Annotated in this window: 14 protein-coding genes; 3 read left to right on the forward strand and 11 right to left on the reverse strand. The window is 70.4% G+C overall.

The window, feature by feature from the left end; translation table 11 throughout:
- The first annotated feature begins 236 nt into the window (after nucleotides 1-236).
- A complete protein-coding gene (locus tag AC5WRL_RS00950; RefSeq protein WP_496086271.1) occupies nucleotides 237-1,376 on the forward strand; it encodes a YihY/virulence factor BrkB family protein in 1,140 nt (379 codons plus the stop codon).
- Between the two features lie 25 nt (nucleotides 1,377-1,401).
- On the opposite strand, the gene AC5WRL_RS00955 is transcribed toward AC5WRL_RS00950, so the two are convergent.
- Together AC5WRL_RS00955 and AC5WRL_RS00960 are read right to left on the reverse strand one after the other, a co-directional pair.
- Nucleotides 1,402-1,809, reverse strand: coding sequence for a GntR family transcriptional regulator (locus tag AC5WRL_RS00955; RefSeq protein ID WP_496086272.1), 408 nt, complete (start codon nucleotides 1,807-1,809; stop codon nucleotides 1,402-1,404).
- A gap of 1 nt (nucleotide 1,810) precedes the next feature.
- Nucleotides 1,811-2,800 carry a DUF1648 domain-containing protein gene (locus AC5WRL_RS00960; protein ID WP_496086273.1) on the reverse strand — a complete coding sequence of 330 codons (990 nt, stop codon included), beginning with the start codon at nucleotides 2,798-2,800 and terminating at the stop codon, nucleotides 1,811-1,813.
- Between the two features lie 182 nt (nucleotides 2,801-2,982).
- Between AC5WRL_RS00960 and AC5WRL_RS00965 the strand changes: the two genes are divergently transcribed.
- On the forward strand, nucleotides 2,983-3,243 hold the full coding sequence (locus AC5WRL_RS00965; RefSeq protein WP_496086274.1) for a response regulator transcription factor: 261 nt from the start codon (nucleotides 2,983-2,985) through the stop codon (nucleotides 3,241-3,243).
- A gap of 34 nt (nucleotides 3,244-3,277) precedes the next feature.
- Here AC5WRL_RS00965 and AC5WRL_RS00970 read toward each other — a convergent pair whose 3' ends face one another.
- From AC5WRL_RS00970 to AC5WRL_RS01000, 7 genes are all read right to left on the reverse strand, one after another.
- A complete protein-coding gene (locus AC5WRL_RS00970) occupies nucleotides 3,278-4,792 on the reverse strand; it encodes an MFS transporter (RefSeq protein ID WP_496086275.1) in 1,515 nt (504 codons plus the stop codon).
- 206 nt (nucleotides 4,793-4,998) lie between these two features.
- Nucleotides 4,999-5,628: an MBL fold metallo-hydrolase gene (locus AC5WRL_RS00975; protein WP_496086276.1), complete on the reverse strand. Its 630-nt coding sequence runs from the start codon at nucleotides 5,626-5,628 to the stop codon at nucleotides 4,999-5,001.
- Nucleotides 5,628-6,713 (reverse strand): S-(hydroxymethyl)mycothiol dehydrogenase, encoded by a 1,086-nt coding sequence (locus tag AC5WRL_RS00980; RefSeq protein WP_496086277.1) that lies wholly within the window; start codon nucleotides 6,711-6,713, stop codon nucleotides 5,628-5,630. The genes AC5WRL_RS00975 and AC5WRL_RS00980 overlap by 1 nt, the downstream gene beginning before the upstream one ends.
- A gap of 68 nt (nucleotides 6,714-6,781) precedes the next feature.
- Nucleotides 6,782-8,179: an aspartate ammonia-lyase gene (gene aspA, locus AC5WRL_RS00985; protein ID WP_496086278.1), complete on the reverse strand. Its 1,398-nt coding sequence runs from the start codon at nucleotides 8,177-8,179 to the stop codon at nucleotides 6,782-6,784.
- Nucleotides 8,176-9,171 (reverse strand): asparaginase, encoded by a 996-nt coding sequence (locus tag AC5WRL_RS00990; RefSeq protein WP_496086279.1) that lies wholly within the window; start codon nucleotides 9,169-9,171, stop codon nucleotides 8,176-8,178. The genes aspA and AC5WRL_RS00990 overlap by 4 nt, the downstream gene beginning before the upstream one ends.
- Nucleotides 9,168-10,616, reverse strand: coding sequence for an amino acid permease (locus tag AC5WRL_RS00995; RefSeq protein ID WP_496086280.1), 1,449 nt, complete (start codon nucleotides 10,614-10,616; stop codon nucleotides 9,168-9,170). Before AC5WRL_RS00995 ends, AC5WRL_RS00990 begins: the two co-directional genes overlap by 4 nt.
- Complete coding sequence (locus AC5WRL_RS01000; protein WP_496086281.1) at nucleotides 10,613-11,335, reverse strand: FadR/GntR family transcriptional regulator; 723 nt, start codon at nucleotides 11,333-11,335, stop codon at nucleotides 10,613-10,615. Before AC5WRL_RS01000 ends, AC5WRL_RS00995 begins: the two co-directional genes overlap by 4 nt.
- Nucleotides 11,336-11,475: 140 nt before the next feature.
- Between AC5WRL_RS01000 and AC5WRL_RS01005 the strand changes: the two genes are divergently transcribed.
- Entirely contained in the window at nucleotides 11,476-13,296 is a 1,821-nt protein-coding gene (locus AC5WRL_RS01005; RefSeq protein WP_496086282.1) for a hypothetical protein, read from the forward strand.
- Nucleotides 13,297-13,508: 212 nt separating this feature from the next.
- Here AC5WRL_RS01005 and AC5WRL_RS01010 read toward each other — a convergent pair whose 3' ends face one another.
- Nucleotides 13,509-13,697, reverse strand: a complete 189-nt coding sequence (locus tag AC5WRL_RS01010; protein ID WP_496086283.1) for a hypothetical protein — start codon at nucleotides 13,695-13,697, stop codon at nucleotides 13,509-13,511.
- 153 nt (nucleotides 13,698-13,850) lie between these two features.
- A complete protein-coding gene (locus tag AC5WRL_RS01015) occupies nucleotides 13,851-16,988 on the reverse strand; it encodes an AfsR/SARP family transcriptional regulator (protein ID WP_496086284.1) in 3,138 nt (1,045 codons plus the stop codon).
- Nucleotides 16,989-16,993: the final 5 nt, after the last annotated feature.

Genomic DNA, 16,993 nt, shown 5'->3' on the forward strand with positions numbered 1-16,993 from the left:
GCCGCGTCAACCGCCACTGGGCGCAACGGACGTCACCGGCCGTCGGCGTCATCGTGGCCGGGCTCGTGGTCTGGACCCTGCACATGGTCCAGGCGGCGGCCCGGCCCGCGCCGCCCGGCACAGAACAGCCGAGCGGAGGGGTAACCGACGGCCTCTGCGCCGCTGAGCTGGTCCTATCCTGCGTAGGGTGGGCGCTCGGCGTCCTGGTCCAGGCCGTACGACAGGTGGGGTGAACGATGCGAGGAGCAGCACGGATGCGGCGGCTGATCCACTGGCGTCCGCCCAGGGACTGGCGCAAGGCGCTGCGGCGCACCCCGGTGTCGCTGTGGCGCGACGACATCGACCACTGGGCGGCGGCGCTCACGTACTACACCGTGCTCGCCCTCTTCCCGGGGCTGCTGGTCGTGCTGTCGGTGATGAGCCTCACCTGGCCCGGCGCGGCCCCCGAACTGATCGGCCATGTGACCGCCCTGGTACCGGCCAATTCGCGGGCGGATGTGCACGACGCGCTGCGCGACCTGGCCGACCAGCGCAGCGCGGCCTGGCTGCTGATCGTGGTGGCCACGGTCAGCGCCGTATTCTCGGCGTACAACTATCTGAGCGTCTTCCGGCGGGTGCAGCACGCCATGCACGGCGTGGAGGACCACCGGCCGGCCTGGCGGCACATCCACCGCACCCTGCTCACCGCGCTCGGGCTGCTGGGCCTGCTGGTGGTCTCGGCGACCGCGCTGATCCTCACCGGCGGCGCGGTGCGCACCATCGGGCGGGCGCTGGGCACCGGGGAGGCGGTGGCGGCGGGCTGGAGCGCGCTGAAATGGCCGCTGCTGATGATGCTGGTGGCCGGTCTGGTGATGGTCCTCTTCCACACCGGGCCACCCGCCGGACGGGCACCGGGGCGCGGCGTGGCGGGCGGGGTGCTGGCGGTGCTGCTGTGGCTGGTGGCCTCGGCCGGCTTCGCGCTGTACGCCTCGCATGTGAGCACCTACAACCGGCTGTACGGGCCGCTGGCCGGGGTGATCGTCTTCCTGGTGTGGCTGTGGCTGACCAATCTGTCGCTGCTGGCGGGCGCCCAGTTCAACGCGGAACTGGCCCGGCTGCGCCAACCGCCCGAGCCGGGGAGGGCGCCGGGCGGAGCGGTGGTGCCCAGCCGGAAGCCCGGCGACGCGGTGACGGGCTCGCCGCCGGCCGCCCCGGCCCCGGCCTCCGCCCCGGCCGTGTGGGCCGGCCCCGAGAGCAGGGGTGAACGGCCCGCCCCCGTCGTACCGTTGCCCCAGCCGCCGACACCCCCCGTACCCCCCGTACCGCAGGCACCACCGGCGCCCGCACCGCCCAGGGACCCCGCCCCGGTGACGCCCGGGCGGGGCCGCCCGGGCTGACGCCCGCCCGGCCCGCGCCGTCGTCTCAGGCTCCGCTGCCGCCGTCAGCCCGTGGTGCCGCCCCGTGGGGCGCACCCGCAGGGGCCAGGCACTCCCGCAGCAGGGCCAGGGTCTCCTCGTCCGACATCCCCGACTCCCGGGCCAGCGCCACCAGATGGTGTCCCGCCTCCAGCAGCCGGGCCCGGGACCGGGGCGCGGCGACGGTCACCACCGCGCCGCGCCCCGGGCGAAGATCGATCAGCCCCTCCGCCTTGAGCTCCTGATAGCCCTTCAGCACCGTGTGCATATTGATGCCGAGCGACCGGGCCACATCGCGGGCGGCCGGCAGCCGGTCGCCGGTGCGCAGTTCGCCACCGGTCAGGGCCCGCCGGACCGAGGCCGCGATCTGCGCGGACAGCGGCCTGGACGACGCCGGGTCGATACGGATCAGCATCTCAGCCCTTGCGGCCGGCCCGCCGGGCGATCAGATCGCCCAGCAGCGCGGCGGCGGTCCGCGCGTCGTCCACCACCACGACGAACTCCTTGCCCGTGTCGAGTTCCAGCCACAGCCCGTCCCCGGAGCGCACCGCGAAGCCGCGCCGGCCCGCCGTGATCCGGTAGCCCCAGCCGCCCAGGTCCTTCAGCGGGCTGGTGGGCCGCACCGCCACGGCCCGGATCCGGTCCAGGGAGACGCCGAGCCGGGGCACGTTCAGCAGCCTGGGCCGGATGACGAGCCCGAACTCCCCGGCGCTGACCCGCACCGGGTTCATCAGTGCCAGCAGCAGCGCCGGGCCGAGCAGAGCGATGGACGCCGCCCAGCCGGTGCCGTTCAGCACGGTGATCACGGCGGCCACCGCCAGGGCCACCGCCAGGCCGGTCAGCGGCCAGGAGTGGACCGTACGGTGCCACACCGCGCGTTCACCCGGCCGCAGTCCGAGGGTGGTGGTGCGCGGGGTCCTGGCGCCGCCCGCCCGGCCGTCCGCCGACTCCCGGGTGGGCAGCAGTGTGCCCAGCGCGCCGGCGGCGAGCGCGGCGCCGGCCGCGACGGCGAGATGCCACATCGGGAACCGCACCTCGGCGGCCTGGTCGGCGGCGGCGTTGGCCAGCAGCAGCGCGGTGAACAGATAGCCGAGCAGCACCGTGGTGGCCAGCGAACCGGCGTACAGCGCCCGGGCGGAGATGGTGGCGGTACGGGCCAGCCAGGCGTTCAGCGCGCCCCAGCCGGCGAGCAGCGCTATGGACATCGCGACGAGGGCGGCGCGGTGGGTGAAGCCGTCCGGTCCGCCGCCGGTGATGTGGGTGGCGACCTGGTCCGGCAGCCGTGACCACACCGCGGCGGACACGGCGGCGGTCACCACGGCGGCTGCCAGCGCGGGCCCGGCGGCGAGCAGCGGATAGCCGCGCCGGCCGTGGGCGGGAGGGGCCGCGGATGTCAGCGCGCTCATGGTGCCTCCAGGGCGTGGGTGGGACGGCCGAACAAGTTGTTCGCATCATGCTAGAACAAGCAGTCATGGCGCGGGAAGGGGGGTGACGGGTGTCACGCGCAGGACGGTCCGGAAGCGGGGAGAGGACAGATGTCCGGCTCCGGTGCACCGTCGCACCGGACATGAACCCCGAAGGAGAGCACGTGGACCCATCGCACGCGGGGGACCTTCGCGAGAGCGGCCACCGACAACCCGACTTCGCCCTGCTGACGAAGCGTGAGACCGAAGTGCTGACGCTGCTCGCCAGTGGCCGGCCCAACCGGGCGCTCGCCCGGCACCTCGGCATCTCGGAGCGCACCGTACGCGCCCACATCACCAGCCTCACCCGGAAACTGGGCATCCCGACCCGGATCGAAGCCGCGCTGCTCGCCTTCCAGTACCGCGACATCCTGTCCGCCCACTGACCCGGCCCGGACGCAACCCCTCACCCCCCACCCCTCACCCAGGAGGAGACGGCCGCCGTCCCCGGTGGCGGCCGTCTCCCGGCTCCAGCGGCGGCGAGGTGATCGCGCAGTGCGTCCGGCACTGCGGACGGCTCACCGGCGCCCCGCCCGGCAGCGCCACCAGCCTGGCCGGCATCAGCAGCCAGGACGCCACCCCGCCCACCGCCATCAGCCCGGCGCAGATCAACACCGCCTTGCCGAAAGCCGTGTTCACATCCGTCGCCGACCGGTACTGATCGGTGGAGAGCCCGATCGCCAGCGGCAGCGCCGCCACCGCCAGCAACTGCGCCACCCGGGCAGCCGCGTTGTTCACCCCGCTGGCGATCCCCGCCCGCCGTACATCGAGCGAGGCCAGTACGGTCGCCGTCAGCGGCGCCACGAACAGGCTCATCCCAAGACCCTGCACCAGCACCGCGGGAAAGATGTCGTGCCAGTAGCCGCTGCCCGGATGCACCCGGTGCAGCAACAGCAGTCCGCACGCCGCCACCAGCGGTCCCACCGTCAGCGGCACCCGTGGCCCGATCCGCTGCGCCAGCGCCCCGGCCGGCCCCGACAGCGCCGTCAGCAGCAGCGTGATGGGCAGCGTGGCGACCCCGGCCGTGAACGCGTCATAGCCCAGACCGTTCTGCAACTGCACCGGCAGCAGGAAGAACACCCCGCCGATCGCCCCGTACAGACACAGCGTCACCCCATTGGTGGCGGTGAACAGCCGGGAGCGGAAGATACCCAGCGGCAGCATCGGACGCGCCGCACGCCGCTCCCGCACCACGAACGCCACCCCCACCAGCACCCCGCAGGCCGCCACCGCCACCGCCGTACCCGCCCCCGAGGTCGGGGCCGCGATCAGCGCGTACACGATCGCGCCCAGCGCCACCGCCGCGAGCCCCGCGCCCAGCACGTCGAACCGGCCGCTCGCCTCCCAGTCCCGGCTCTCCGGCACCCCCCGGGCCAGCACCAGCACCACCAGCGCCAGCGGCAGATTGATCAGAAAGATCCACCGCCAGCCGGGACCGTCCACCAGCCAGCCGCCCAGAAACGGCCCGAACGCGATCGCCACCCCGCCGAGACCCGACCACAGCCCCACCGCCTTCGCCCGCTCCTGCGGCCGGAAGGAGGACTGGATCAGCGCCAGCGAACCCGGCGTGAGCAGCGCCCCGCCCACCCCCTGGAGGCCGCGCGCCGCCACCAGCGCCGCGCCGTTCGGCGCCAGCCCGCACAGCAGCGAGGCCACCGTGAACCACACCACGCCCCACACGAACACCCGCCGCCGCCCGTACCGGTCACCCAGCCCGCCGCCGAGCAGGATCAGCCCGGCCAGGGTGAGCATGTACGCGTTCAGCGTCCACTGGAGGGTGGCCAGCGGCGCCCCGAGCCCCTCACCGATCCGGGGCAGCGCCACATTCACGATCGTGCCGTCCAGCATCGCCATTCCGGAGCCGAGTACGGCGGCGGCCAGCACCCGCCGCCCGCCCGGGCTCGCCGTGCTCAGCCCTTCCGCTGCCGAGGTCATGCCGGAAGGCTCGCACGGCGAGCGCCGGTACAGGCGCAGGCTGGGGGGTGTCTTGTGGTGGGCTGCCCGGACGCCTCGACGGCTCTGCTTCCAAGGTCGCCCGGAAAAGCGGAGACGGAGCGAAGCGGAGCGCGGCGAGGTTCCGCACCGGGCGTCACGGGCCGGGCGGGATGTGCCGGGCGGGATGTGCCGGACACCCCCTGGGGTCAGTGTCCCCGGGCGATCCACTCCGCGAGCTGTCCGGCCTCGGCGCCGATGGTGGTGGACCCGCCGTGCCCGGTACGCACCGTGGTGCCGGCCGGCAGGGTCAGCAGCCGGTCCCGGATGGAGTCGATCAGGGTCGGGAAGTGGGAGAACGAGCGCCCGGTGGCCCCCGGGCCGCCCGCGAACAGCGTGTCACCGGTGAACACGGTGGCCAGCCCCGGCGCGTACAGACACACCGCGCCCGGCGTGTGCCCCGGCGTGTGCAGTACCGTCAGCTCCGTACCGGCCACCTCGATCCGCTGACCGTCCGTCAGCGTGCCGTCCGGCAGCCGCTCGGGGTGGGTCTGCTTCCACAGCGGAAGATCGTCCCGATGCAGCAGGATCGGCGCCCCGGTGGCGTCGGCCAGCGCGGGGGCGGCGTCGATGTGGTCGTTGTGGGCGTGGGTGCACACGATGGCGCGCAGCGTACGGTCGCCGAGCGCCGCGGTGATGGCGTCCGCGTCGTGGGCGGCGTCGATGACGATCGCCTCGTGATCGTCGCCCACGATCCAGACGTTGTTGTCCACCTCCCAGGTGCCGCCGTCCAGCGTGAAGGTGCCCGCCGTGACCAGGAGTTCGATCCGCGCCGGCATCACAGCACCACCACCGAACGCAGCACATCGCCCGCGTGCATCCGCTCGAACGCCGCCTCGATCCCGTCCAGCGCGATGGTCTCGCTGACGAACGCGTCCAGCGGCAGCCGGCCCTGGAGATGCAGATCGATCAGCGTCGGGAAGTCGCGGGACGGCAGACAGTCCCCGTACCAGGACGACTTGAGCGCGCCGCCCCGCCCGAAGACATCCAGCAGCGGCAGCTCCAGCTTCATCTCGGGGGTGGGCACCCCCACCAGCACCACCGTGCCGGCCAGGTCGCGGGCGTAGAACGCCTGCCGGTACGTCTCCGGGCGGCCCACCGCGTCGATCACCACATCGGCGCCGTGCCCGCCGGTCAGCTCCCGGATCGCCGCCACCGGGTCGCCCTCGCGGGAGTTCACGGTGTGGGTGGCGCCCAGCGTGCGGGCGGTCGCCAGCTTCCGCTCGTCGATGTCCACCGCGATGATCCGGGCCGCGCCCGCCAGCCGGGCGCCGGCCAGCGCCGCGCCGCCCACCCCGCCGCAGCCGATGACGGCGACGCTGTCGCCCCGCCCCACCTGCCCGGTGTTGATCGCGGCCCCGATGCCGGCCATCACCCCGCAGCCGAGCAGCCCGGCGACGGCGGGGGAGACCGCCGGATCCACCTTCGTGCACTGCCCGGCCGCCACCAGCGTCTTCTCGGCGAACGCCCCGATGCCCAGCGCCGGGGACAGCTCGGTGCCATCCGTCAGGGTCATCTTCTGCCGCGCGTTGTGGGTGTCGAAGCAGTACCAGGGCCGGCCGCGCTCACACGCCCGGCACCGCCCGCACACCGCCCGCCAGTTGAGGACGACGAAGTCGCCCGGCGCGACCTCGCTCACCCCGTCGCCGACCGACTCCACCACCCCCGCCGCCTCGTGCCCGAGCAGGAAGGGGAACGCGTCGTTGATGCCGCCCTGCTTGTAGTGCAGGTCGGTGTGACACACCCCGCACGCCCGCACCCGTACCACCGCCTCGCCCGGCCCGGGGTCGGGGATCACGATGGTCTCCACCCGCACCGGCCGGTCCTTGCCCGGTGCGATGACTCCGCGTACTTCCTGCGCCATGTGTGTGGCCCTTTCCGTTCGGCAGACTCGGACGATGGTGCGGATGCAGCGTATGAGAAACGGGACGGTTACGGTTCGCTCCCCGCCAGCTGCGCCGGGCTGAGCAGCGCCGCCAGCCGCTCCGGCGGCAGCAGCCCCCTGGCCAGCACCAGCTCGGCGACGCCGCGCCCGCTGGCCAGCGCCTCCTGCGCGATGGCGGTGGCGGCGGTGTACCCGATGTGCGGATTGAGCGCGGTGACCAGCCCGATGGACTGCTCCACGCTCGCCGCCAGCTTCTCCCGGTTGGCGGTGATCCCGTGCACACAGCGCTCCGCCAGCACCAGGCAGGCCGCCCGCAGCCGGGTGACGCTGCGGTCCAGGGCGTCCCTGATCACCGGCTCGAAGGCGTTGAGCTGCAACTGCCCGGCCTCGGCGGCCATGGTGACGGTCATGTCGTTGCCGACCACCTCGAACGCCACCTGATTGACGACCTCGGGGATCACCGGGTTGACCTTGCCCGGCATGATCGAGGAACCCGCCTGCACCGGCGGCAGATTGATCTCGCCGAGCCCGGCGCGCGGCCCCGAGGACAGCAGCCGCAGATCGTTGCAGCTCTTGGAGAGCTTGACGGCGATCCGCTTGAGCACCCCGGAGACGTGCACGAACACCCCGCAGTCCTGGGTGGCCTCCACCAGATTGCCGGCCGCCACCAGCGGCAGCCCGGTCAGCTCGGCGAGCCGGCGGCGCGCTGCCGCCGGGTAGCCGGGCGGGGCGTTGAGGCCGGTGCCGATGGCGGTGGCGCCGAGGTTGATCTCGTGCAGCAGCGGTACGGCCTCGGCCAGCCGGGCGATGTCCTCCTCCAGCATCACGGAGAACGCGGAGAACTCCTGGCCCAGGGTCATCGGCACCGCGTCCTGGAGCTGGGTACGGCCCATCTTGAGGACGTCGTGGAACTCGGCGGCCTTGGCGGCGAACGCGTCGCGCAGCACCGCCATCGCGTCCAGCAGCCCGGCCACCGCCATGACCAGCGAGATCTTCACGGCGGTGGGATAGACGTCATTGGTGGACTGGCTGAGATTGACGTCCTCGGTGGGGTGCAGATGCTGGTAGGCGCCCTTGGGGTGGCCGAGCAGCTCCAGCGCCCGATTGGCGATCACCTCATTGGCGTTCATATTGGTGGAAGTGCCGGCGCCGCCCTGGATCACATCCACCACGAACTGCTCGTGCAGGGCCCCGCCGCGGATCTCCGTACAGGCGGCGATGATGGCGTCGGCCTTGTGGCCCGGCAGCAGCCCCAGCTCCCGGTGGGCGTACGCGGCGGCCTCCTTGACCGCCGCCAGCGCCTCGATCAGCTGCGGGGAGGAGGAGATCGGCGTCCCGGTGATGGGGAAGTTCTCCACCGCCCGCAGCGTGTGGATGCCCCAGTAGGCGTCGGCCGGGACCTCGCGGTCGCCGAGCAGATCGTGCTCGGTACGGGTGGTGCTCATGACAGTTGTCCTTCCTCGGCGGGCCGCAGCCGGCCGACCACGGCGGTGCCGCCGTACACCGGAGCCTCGGCGAACGGCGCCAGCACCGCGGGATCGATTCCGCAGCGTGCCAGGGCGGCGGCGGTGGCCGGCATCCGGGCCCGGTCCGTACCGTCCGCGATCTTCACGGCCACCGCCCAGCCCTCGGGCAGCGCGGCGATCTGCACACCCTCGAAGCCGTCCTTGGCCAGCAGCCCGGGCACCGCCCCCATCAGGGCGGTCACATCGCGCTCGGGGCCGGCCACCATCTCCGGGTGCGCCCGCATGGCGTCCGTGACCCGCCGCTCCGGCGTACCGGGCGCGGCCGTGACCAGCGCGGCGGCTGCCCGGGCCAGCCCGCGCAGCGAGGTGGCGAACAGCGGGGCGCCACAGCCGTCCGCCGTCACCGCCGCGATCGGCGCCCCGGTCAACCGTTCGGCCTCGGCGGCCAGCGCGCGCTGGAGCGGATGCCCCGGGTCCAGGTAGTCCTCCGTCGACCAGCCGCGCCCCCGCGCGGTCAGCAGCATGGCGGCGTGCTTGCCCGAGCAGTTCTGCGCCAGCCGGGACGGCCCGTGCCCGGCGCGCAGCCACGCCTCGCGCGCCGGCACCCCGTACGGCAGATCCGGCACATTGCGCAGCGCGCCCTCGTCGAAACCGCCCTGCCGAAGGATGTGGCGCGCGGTGGCCAGGTGCGCCGCCTCACCGGAGTGGCTGGCGGCGGCGAGCGCCAGCGGCGCGCCGTCCAGCGGCAGCCCGGCCCGCAGCATGCCCACCGCCTGCACCGGCTTGAACGCCGAGCGCGGATACATCGCCGCCTCGATGTCCCCGGCGGCGTACGCCACCTCGCCGCCCGGATCCAGCACCACCACCGAGCCGTGATGCACCCCCTCGACGATCCCGGCCCGCTCCAGCACCACCAGGGGCACATGCACCGGGACCCGGGTGGGCGCAGCACCGGCTATGGCCGCACTCATGCCTCCTCCTTCCGCAGGGCGGCGACCCGCCCCCGTACCCGGTACCAGCCGGCCACCAGGGCGGCGGCGATCAGCGGCAGGCACAGCACGGTGATCCGCCCGGGGCCGTCGCTGTCGGCCGCCATCAGCACCAGCACCGAGGCCAGGAAGGCCAGCGTGATCAGCTGGGTGTACGGGGCGCCCGGCAGCCGGTAGCCGGGGCGGGTCAGCTCCCCGCGCCGGGTCTTCCGCCAGAACAGCAGATGACAGACCATGATCAGCGCCCAGGTGGCGAGGATGCCGATGGCGGCGAAGTTCAGCACGATCTCGAAGGCGTCCTCGGGCACCACCGCGTTCAGCCACACCCCGAGCACGCAGACGCCCGAGGTCAGCAGGATGCCGCCGTACGGCACCTGGTTGCGGTTCATGACCCCGGTGAAGCGGGGCGCGGAACCGGCCTTGGCCATCGAGCGCAGGATGCGGCCGGTGGAGTACAGACCGGAGTTGAGGGAGGACAGCGCGGCGGTGAGCACCACGAGGTTCATCACGCCGCCGGCCGCCGGGATGCCGATGTTGGACAGCACGGTGACAAAGGGGCTCTCACCCGCCGAGTACGCGTTCCAGGGCAGCAGCATCGCCAGCAGGAGCACCGAGCCGACATAGAACAGGGCGATCCGCCACATGATGGAGTTGATGGCGCGCGGCATCACCTTGTGCGGATCCTTGGTCTCGCCGGCGGTGATGCCGACCATCTCCACCGAGGCATAGGCGAACACGACACCCTGGATGACCAGCAGCATCGGCAGCATGCCGGCCGGGAAGATCCCGCCGTTGCCGGTGATGAGCCCGGGCCCGCCGGTGTGACCGTCCACCTCGTGCCGGGTGGTGAGCAGGAAGATCCCGATCGCCATGAAGGCGACCAGGGCGCCGACCTTGATGATCGCGAACCAGAACTCCAGCTCGCCGAAGATCTTCACCGAGATGAGGTTGATGGACAGCACCACCACGAGCGCGATCAGCGCCAGCGTCCACTGCGGGACATCGGTGAACATGCCCCAGTAGTGGGTGTACAGGGCGACCGCCGTGATGTCGACGATGCCGGTGGTGGCCCAGTTCAGGAAGTACATCCAGCCGGCCACGAAGGCGCCCTTCTCGCCCAGGAACTCCCGGGCGTAGGACACGAAGGCCCCGGAGGACGGCCGGTACAGCACCAGCTCGCCCAGCGCCCGTACCACCATGAAGGCGAACAGCCCGCACACCGCGTACGCGATGGCCAGCGAAGGACCGGCGTCGGCGAGCCGGCCCCCGGCGCCGAGGAAGAGCCCGGTGCCGATGGCGCCGCCGATGGCGATCATGTTGATGTGCCGGGGGGCCAGCGCCTTGCTGTACCCCTCGTCACCGGCATCGACGACCGGCCCGGCCGCCGGCTGGTCCGTACGGACCTCCAGCTGATGTTTCTCACTCACGGTTGGTGCTCGCCTTCATGGGGTGCGGGACGCACGATGGAACTCAGGGAGGTCTCGACCCGGTCGAGATGGTGCGCCATGGCGGCCACGGCGTCGTCGTGGGAGCCGTCGATCAGGGCCTCGACGATCGCCCGGTGCTCCCGGTTGGACTGCTCGCGCCGGCCGCCCAGCTCGTTGAGGAAGGTGGACTGCCGCGCCAGCGCGTCGCGGATCTCCTCGATCACCTTCCGGAAGACCGGATTGCGGGCGGCCTGGGCCACGCCGAGATGGAAGAGGGTGTCCATGGCCACCCAGGCGGTGTTGTCGGACTCGCGCTCCATCCGCTCCAGCAGATGGGTCAGATGATCGAGATCCTCGGCGGTCCGCCGCTGGGCGGCATACCCGGCCACCGGCAGCTCGACATGCCGCCGGACCTCCAGCAGATCGCTGGCGGCGTAGTCACCGAAGGTCGGATCCTCCACCGGCCCCCGGGAGATCACGAAGGTGCCCTTGCCGGTACGCGAGGCGGTCAGCCCCATGACCTGCAACGCCCGCAGCGCCTCCCGCAACACGGACCGGCTGACATCGAGCCGCCGGCACAGCTCGGCCTCCGAGGGCAACTTGTCCCCGACCGCGTACTCACCCCCTTCTATGGCACCCCGCAGATAGGTGAGCACGGCTTCCATGGCCCCGACCCGACGCGGCATGGCCCCGCCTGTCTGGCTGTCTGACAGCTTCACGGAGGGGATCCTGTCAGACAGCCGGACAGGACTGTCAAGAGTCCGGGCAGTATCAATCACTCATGAACACAATGTGTACGCGCCGTGTCACCGACTGCTGCACGGAATCCGGGTGGCCACCGGTGATCGATAATGCCCCGGTGAATGCAGACGGTCCGATACCGCTTTCGGCGGGGGACATACCCGAGGGGGCGCGTGCGTGGCGTTCCCAGGACGGGGAGCGGTGGCTCGCCGTCGAGGTCGCACGGTGGGCGCGGCCGGCATGGGCGGTGCTCGCGCTGGTGGTCACCGCCGTGTGGGCCATCGCCTCCGTACCGGAGCCGCTGTGTACCGAGACAGCGCCCTGCGGGCCCGAATGGTGGGGGTTCGCACTGGCCGGCGCCGGGCTGCTGCTGCTCTACGTACTCGCTCTGCATCCCGGCCCGGCACTCGTGCTGCTGGGGCCGCTGCTCGCCGTGACCCTGCTGGACCCGGCGGCGCTCGGCGATGCCGATGACGTGGCACGGCTGGCCGTCCTGGCGGCCGGGATGTTCGGCTACGCCGGGCTGCACCATCGCCGCGAGGTACGGCGTCGGCAGGGCGCCGTCGCCACCCGGGCGTCCGGCGGGATACGGCACCGGCCGCCGCTCGGCGCCGGGGCACGCGGCGGGGGCCGGATCGCCCTGACCGTGGGGGTGTTGCTGCTCGCGGTGGCCGGCGGCGCGCTGTGGCAGGCGCTGCGCGGCATCGACCGCGACGAGGCCCGGGCCGCCGCCGCCACGTTCGCACGGGTCGAGGTGACCGACCGGGGCGAGGAGAGCATCACCGTCACCCTGCCCGGCGGCGACAGCCGCACCCTCTCCGTCGGCTACCCCGAGGACTATCCCGAGGGCGCCACGATCGGCGTGCTCATCGACGGCGACTGGGCCCGTACCGTCGCCGAACCGTACGACGCCTTCGGCTGGCAGCTGCTCATCCTGGCCACCGCCCTGCCCGGGCTCGGCGCGCTGCTGCACCGCGCCGCCTCCCGCCGCCGGATCGCCGTCCTGATGAGCGGACCGCAGCCGGTGCTGCGGGTCCTGGCCGCCGAAGGGGCGCACGACAGCCGCACCTACGTCTACGCCCACGACGACCGCACGGCCGCACGGCCGCTGCTCAGCTTCTACGGCTGGCCGGAACCGGCCCCCCAGGACGCCGATCCGCAGGCCATGGCGGAGGACCTGAGGGAGGCGCTGCGCGACACCGGCCGGCCGGGGAAGCTGCGCGAAGCCGTGCTGTACGGGGAGCCGCACGCCGGCGCCGGACTCGCCGTGGTGATGGCGGGCGAGCACAGCACCACGGTGGAACGCACCCTCACCGGCGCCCGCCCCGAAGGCGGCCGACGGCGCCCCACCCGGCGAAGGCGCACCGAACAGCGCCGCGCCCCCTCGACCTCCGAGACCGCGGCCGGCATGACCCCCGCGCGGGCCCCGCTGAGCTGGTCGGCGGGCACGGTCTCCCGCGCCGTCGGGCTCTTCCTTCTGCTGTTCAACGGTGGGGCCCTGTGGCTGGTGCTGCACGACGGCTTCGGCCTCAACTGGCTGCTGCTTCTGGGGCTGCCAGGGTCGGTCAATATGACCGTATGTGCACTGAATTGGCGCGTTACCGCCGACCACCACGGCCTGTGGATCACCGGCCCCTGGCGGGTGCACCGGGTCGGCTGGGAACAGCTGAACTCCGTGCGCTGGGAGGGCGACAGCCTCCGTTTCAAAGTCGGCGGCCGACGCGAGATCAACCTGCCCGTCACCGGCTTCCGCGCCCTGGAACACCGCCTGCACGGCACCTCCAGATCCGAACAGGCCCGCGACGAGATCCGCGCCCTGCGCCACCACCCCGAACTCCGCCCGCCCCGCGAAGCCACCGCCAAGGAACAGGGCATCCCCCTCGGCCCGGTCATCACCGTGCTGATCACCACCTGGGCGGTACTGGTCTATCTGCTGTGACAGGCCACGGCCAAATCCATGACTTTATCGACATGTCTTGATACCTCATCCACCGCTGATGCTTGACGCGTTCAGCGGTGGATGAGAGTACGCAGTGGCGCGGCTGGTTGCCGCAGGGTTTTATGTCTCGTTCAGCGGAATCCAGCCGGATGATTCACTGGAGAGCGCTGCGGCTCAGCGGGGAGACTCCGTCTCCTCATGGAGGCTGGGTGCTATGCCCGGAAGATATCAGACCAGGCCAGAGGAATACTCAAATCATCAACCAAATAGGGGATACAGTCTCCGGCCAGTGACAATGATGACATGGCTGAAGAAAATGCTTCTGCCGAGATTCCCAAGGCGATGAAGGCTGAGAAGGCGGCTGCTGCCAGTGTGGCAACAAGCCCTTCGGGTATGACCACGTGCGGCGTCTCCTGAGCTTTGACATATACACGCTATAGCCGCTCTTCGGCGGTGCGCGACGTCCTTGCTGCAAGAAGATCACAAGATATGAGTCAAAGGCAAATCACGGATGGCGAATGCTTTGACCCTGGATTCGAGCTTCCGTCGAATCGTTACGACGACCCTGAGTTGAGCCGCGTGATGATGGCATTGGCCTGGTCATGCAAGATGTGTGCCTCCTCGGGAAGCCCCAGGCATTGCTTCAGGTCTCCCAGCGCTGTGAGAGTTTCCGCCTCTTCGGACGGCGATTGAAGGCGCCTGGCGAGAGAGAGGCTGGAATCCAGATGCTGGGCCGACTCCAGGTAGCGGCCCGTTCGGCATTCGGCCTCGCCGAGTCCTCTCAGCGCCTGTACCTCTTCGTTCGCTGCGCTGATGTGCCGGGCTAGATCGAGTGCGGCCACATGATGGCGCAAGGCTTCCTCACTGCTGCCGGCCAGTTGGAGGGCGCTGCCGAGGCCGTTCAACGAGATGCTCTCCCGTCTCCTGTCTCCGGCCTCGCGAAAGGCGGGGAGAGTCTCCTGATAGAGCTGGATCGCTTGATCGATCTCTCCTATTTTTCGTAGCACCCCGGCGAGGTTCATCTGGAGCGTGGCGTACTCGGCGCGGCTTCCGATGGTGAGAGCGATGGCGGCCGCTTCCTCGTAGGTGCGGCGGGCCTTGTGCAGATGGCCCAGCTTCTCCTGAAGGGCCGCAATGTTGTTGAGGCTTCTGTACTGGCCCCGCAGGTCGGCAGATTCCCGAAACTTGGTGAGAGCGTTGATGAAGACGGTAAGCGCCTGCTGATATTCATCAAGATTCAGCAGGAAAATCCCCATCGTGTTGAGGATTCTTGCTTCCTGGAAGCTGTCTGGATTCCTTGTTCGCAACTCCATGGCCTGACGCATGAGGTGGAGAGCCCGGCGGTCATCGCCCGTGTAGTGCGCGACCAGGGCGAGCTGATGTAGAGCCTCGTTCTTGACATCCGATTCGGAATAATGCCGAGCCGTCCGCAGCGCTTCGGTTGCCGCAGTGCTGGCCTCGGTGTAGTCGCCTTTCCTTGAGCTGAGAATACTTAGGTCAAGGAGGGCGCGGGATTTGGCATGGTGATTGGAAGTCTTTGTCCAGTGACGTGCGGCCCGCCGCATGTATGGCTGGGCTGTTGCTAGGTAGCCTTCGGTGTCGAGGAATCCGGCGAGTACATGGGAAAGGAGCGCCGAGGTGCGGGCGTCCCCATGGCTGCTGACGTGCTCCATCACGGCCAGAAGATTGGCGGCTTCGGTGATGAACCACTTGCTGTGTCCAACGTCGTCGAGCCAAGCCTGTGCCAGCCGCCGAATCCCGGCCGGGGCGAGATCGATGCGGACCCGGTGGGGATAGGCTCGTCGGTCTGCGAGATCGGCGGTGTGCAGATAAAGTTCCAACAGTCGTTCCACTGACTCCCGGGCGATTCCGCTCTCCATCTCCTCTGCAGAGAGGGCCCGCGCATAGTCGCGCAGGAGGTCATGAAGTCGGAATCGGTGAGAGGAGGTTTCCTGGAGGAGATGGACGTTCAGCAAATCTTCCAGAGCCCGTTCGGTATCGTCCAGCGACATTCCTGTCAGTGCCGCAGCAGCATATGTGCCGAACTGTATGCCGATATGCAGGCCCAGGCGCCGGAAAGTCATCCGCAGTATCGGAGAGAGCGCCTGATAGGAGACGTCGAACACGTTCCTTATTTCGCCGGAATCGTTTCGGATCTCCTTGAGGCGGCTGTTGTCACGCATCAATCGAACCACGAGATCCTGTGCACTCCATGCCGGCCGGGACAGAAGTCGGCTGGCCGCGATTTCAATCGCCAATGGAAGATACCCGCACATCCTGACGATCTCCGCCGCGTTCGCTGCTGTGGTTACGCGCTCACTGCCCATCCGCTGCTGGAAGAGCGTGATGGCTTCGGACGGGGGCAGTGCGTCGAGCGAGATCGGCCGTACCCCTGGGAGGCTGGTGAGCCGACGGCGGCTGGTCATGATGATCAAGGCTGGGGAAGAGCCTGGCAGCAGCGGACGCACTTGGTCCGGCCCGGCCGCGTTGTCCAGGATGATCAGAGCCCTGCGGTCGCTCATTGTGGTGCGCCATACGGCGATGAGCTGATCGTGCTCCTGTGGGATCTGGTGTGCCGGGGTGCCCATGAGACGGAGGAGTTCAGTGAGGGCGGCATCGGCGTCCAAAGGCGTCTGCGCGGCAGAGTGGGCACGCAGATCCAGGATGAGACGCCCGTCCGGGAATCGACTTCGGAGCTGATGTGCCGCATGGACGGCAAGCGCTGTTTTACCCACGCCCGCCATGCCGTCAATAGCCTCAATGGCGACCGGAGGAGGTGCGTTCTCAGGGCTCTCGCTCAGGCTGTGGGTAAGCCGGTGCAACTCCGAGGAGCGGCCTACCCACGTGACGTCGCGGGGCAGATTGTCCGGCACCGGGGCAGCCGGGGCAGTTGTTCCGCCGGCTCCTGCTATACCCCCTGACATCAGCAGCTCCGCCACCGGTACACGATTGATCATCCCCCGCTGAAGATGCCGCAACGGTTCCCCGATGTCACTGCCCAACTCCCGGATCAGGTGATGCCTGATGCGCTGAAGCACCCGGTGCGCCTCGGCCATCCGCCCGCAGCCGTAGAGCGCGAGCAGGAGATGCTCGGCCAGTGTTTCGTCCGCCGGGTGCTGCTCGGCCAGCGGGGCCAGGTCGGAGACGGTATCCGCGAAGCGCCCCAGGCGGAGCGTGAGGCGGGCACGCAGGGTGGCCGCCGCGAGTACCTTGTCCGTGAGGATGTTGCGGATGCTGGCAGCCCAGGTGCCGGGCAGCCCCGCCAGCGGCTCGCCGCGCCACAATCGGGCGGCGTCATCAAGGGACTTCAGAGCGTCGGGGAGTCTGCCACGGTCGCTGAGGACCTCCGCCTGCTGGCTGAGGCTGAGATACCGGTGCAGGTCGATGACTTCCGGGTCAGCCTCAAGCCGGTACGCATGAGTCTGCACACACAGTTGGGGTGCTTGATCTCCGGCGACTTCCAGCATGGCCCCGCGGATCCGCGATATGTAGACATGGAGGCTGAGCCGCGGTTTGGGAGGAGGGTCGTCCCAGATGCGCTGGATCAATGTCTCGATGCTGACCGATCGGCCCGAATCCCAGGCCAGAGCAGCAAGGGTGAGTGCCTGCTTGGGTGAGCCGGGAGTGCTGTGCCGGCTTCCTGAGCGGATCTCGACGTTCCCAAGGATGAGTATCTGGAAATTCATCAGCATCCTCC

The organism is Streptomyces sp. NTD107, from assembly GCF_059510435.1.

Excerpts from the sequence above, each read along its gene's own strand:
- AC5WRL_RS00950 (WP_496086271.1), top strand. The coding sequence starts at position 237 with ATGCGAGGAGCAGCACGGATGCGGCGGCTGATCCACTGGCGTCCGCCC.
- AC5WRL_RS00955 (WP_496086272.1), bottom strand. The coding sequence starts at position 1,809 with ATGCTGATCCGTATCGACCCGGCGTCGTCCAGGCCGCTGTCCGCGCAG.
- AC5WRL_RS00960 (WP_496086273.1), bottom strand. The coding sequence starts at position 2,800 with ATGAGCGCGCTGACATCCGCGGCCCCTCCCGCCCACGGCCGGCGCGGC.
- AC5WRL_RS00970 (WP_496086275.1), bottom strand. The coding sequence starts at position 4,792 with ATGACCTCGGCAGCGGAAGGGCTGAGCACGGCGAGCCCGGGCGGGCGG.
- AC5WRL_RS00975 (WP_496086276.1), bottom strand. The coding sequence starts at position 5,628 with ATGCCGGCGCGGATCGAACTCCTGGTCACGGCGGGCACCTTCACGCTG.
- AC5WRL_RS00980 (WP_496086277.1), bottom strand. The coding sequence starts at position 6,713 with ATGGCGCAGGAAGTACGCGGAGTCATCGCACCGGGCAAGGACCGGCCG.
- aspA (WP_496086278.1), bottom strand. The coding sequence starts at position 8,179 with ATGAGCACCACCCGTACCGAGCACGATCTGCTCGGCGACCGCGAGGTC.
- AC5WRL_RS00990 (WP_496086279.1), bottom strand. The coding sequence starts at position 9,171 with ATGAGTGCGGCCATAGCCGGTGCTGCGCCCACCCGGGTCCCGGTGCAT.
- AC5WRL_RS01015 (WP_496086284.1), bottom strand. The coding sequence starts at position 16,988 with ATGCTGATGAATTTCCAGATACTCATCCTTGGGAACGTCGAGATCCGC.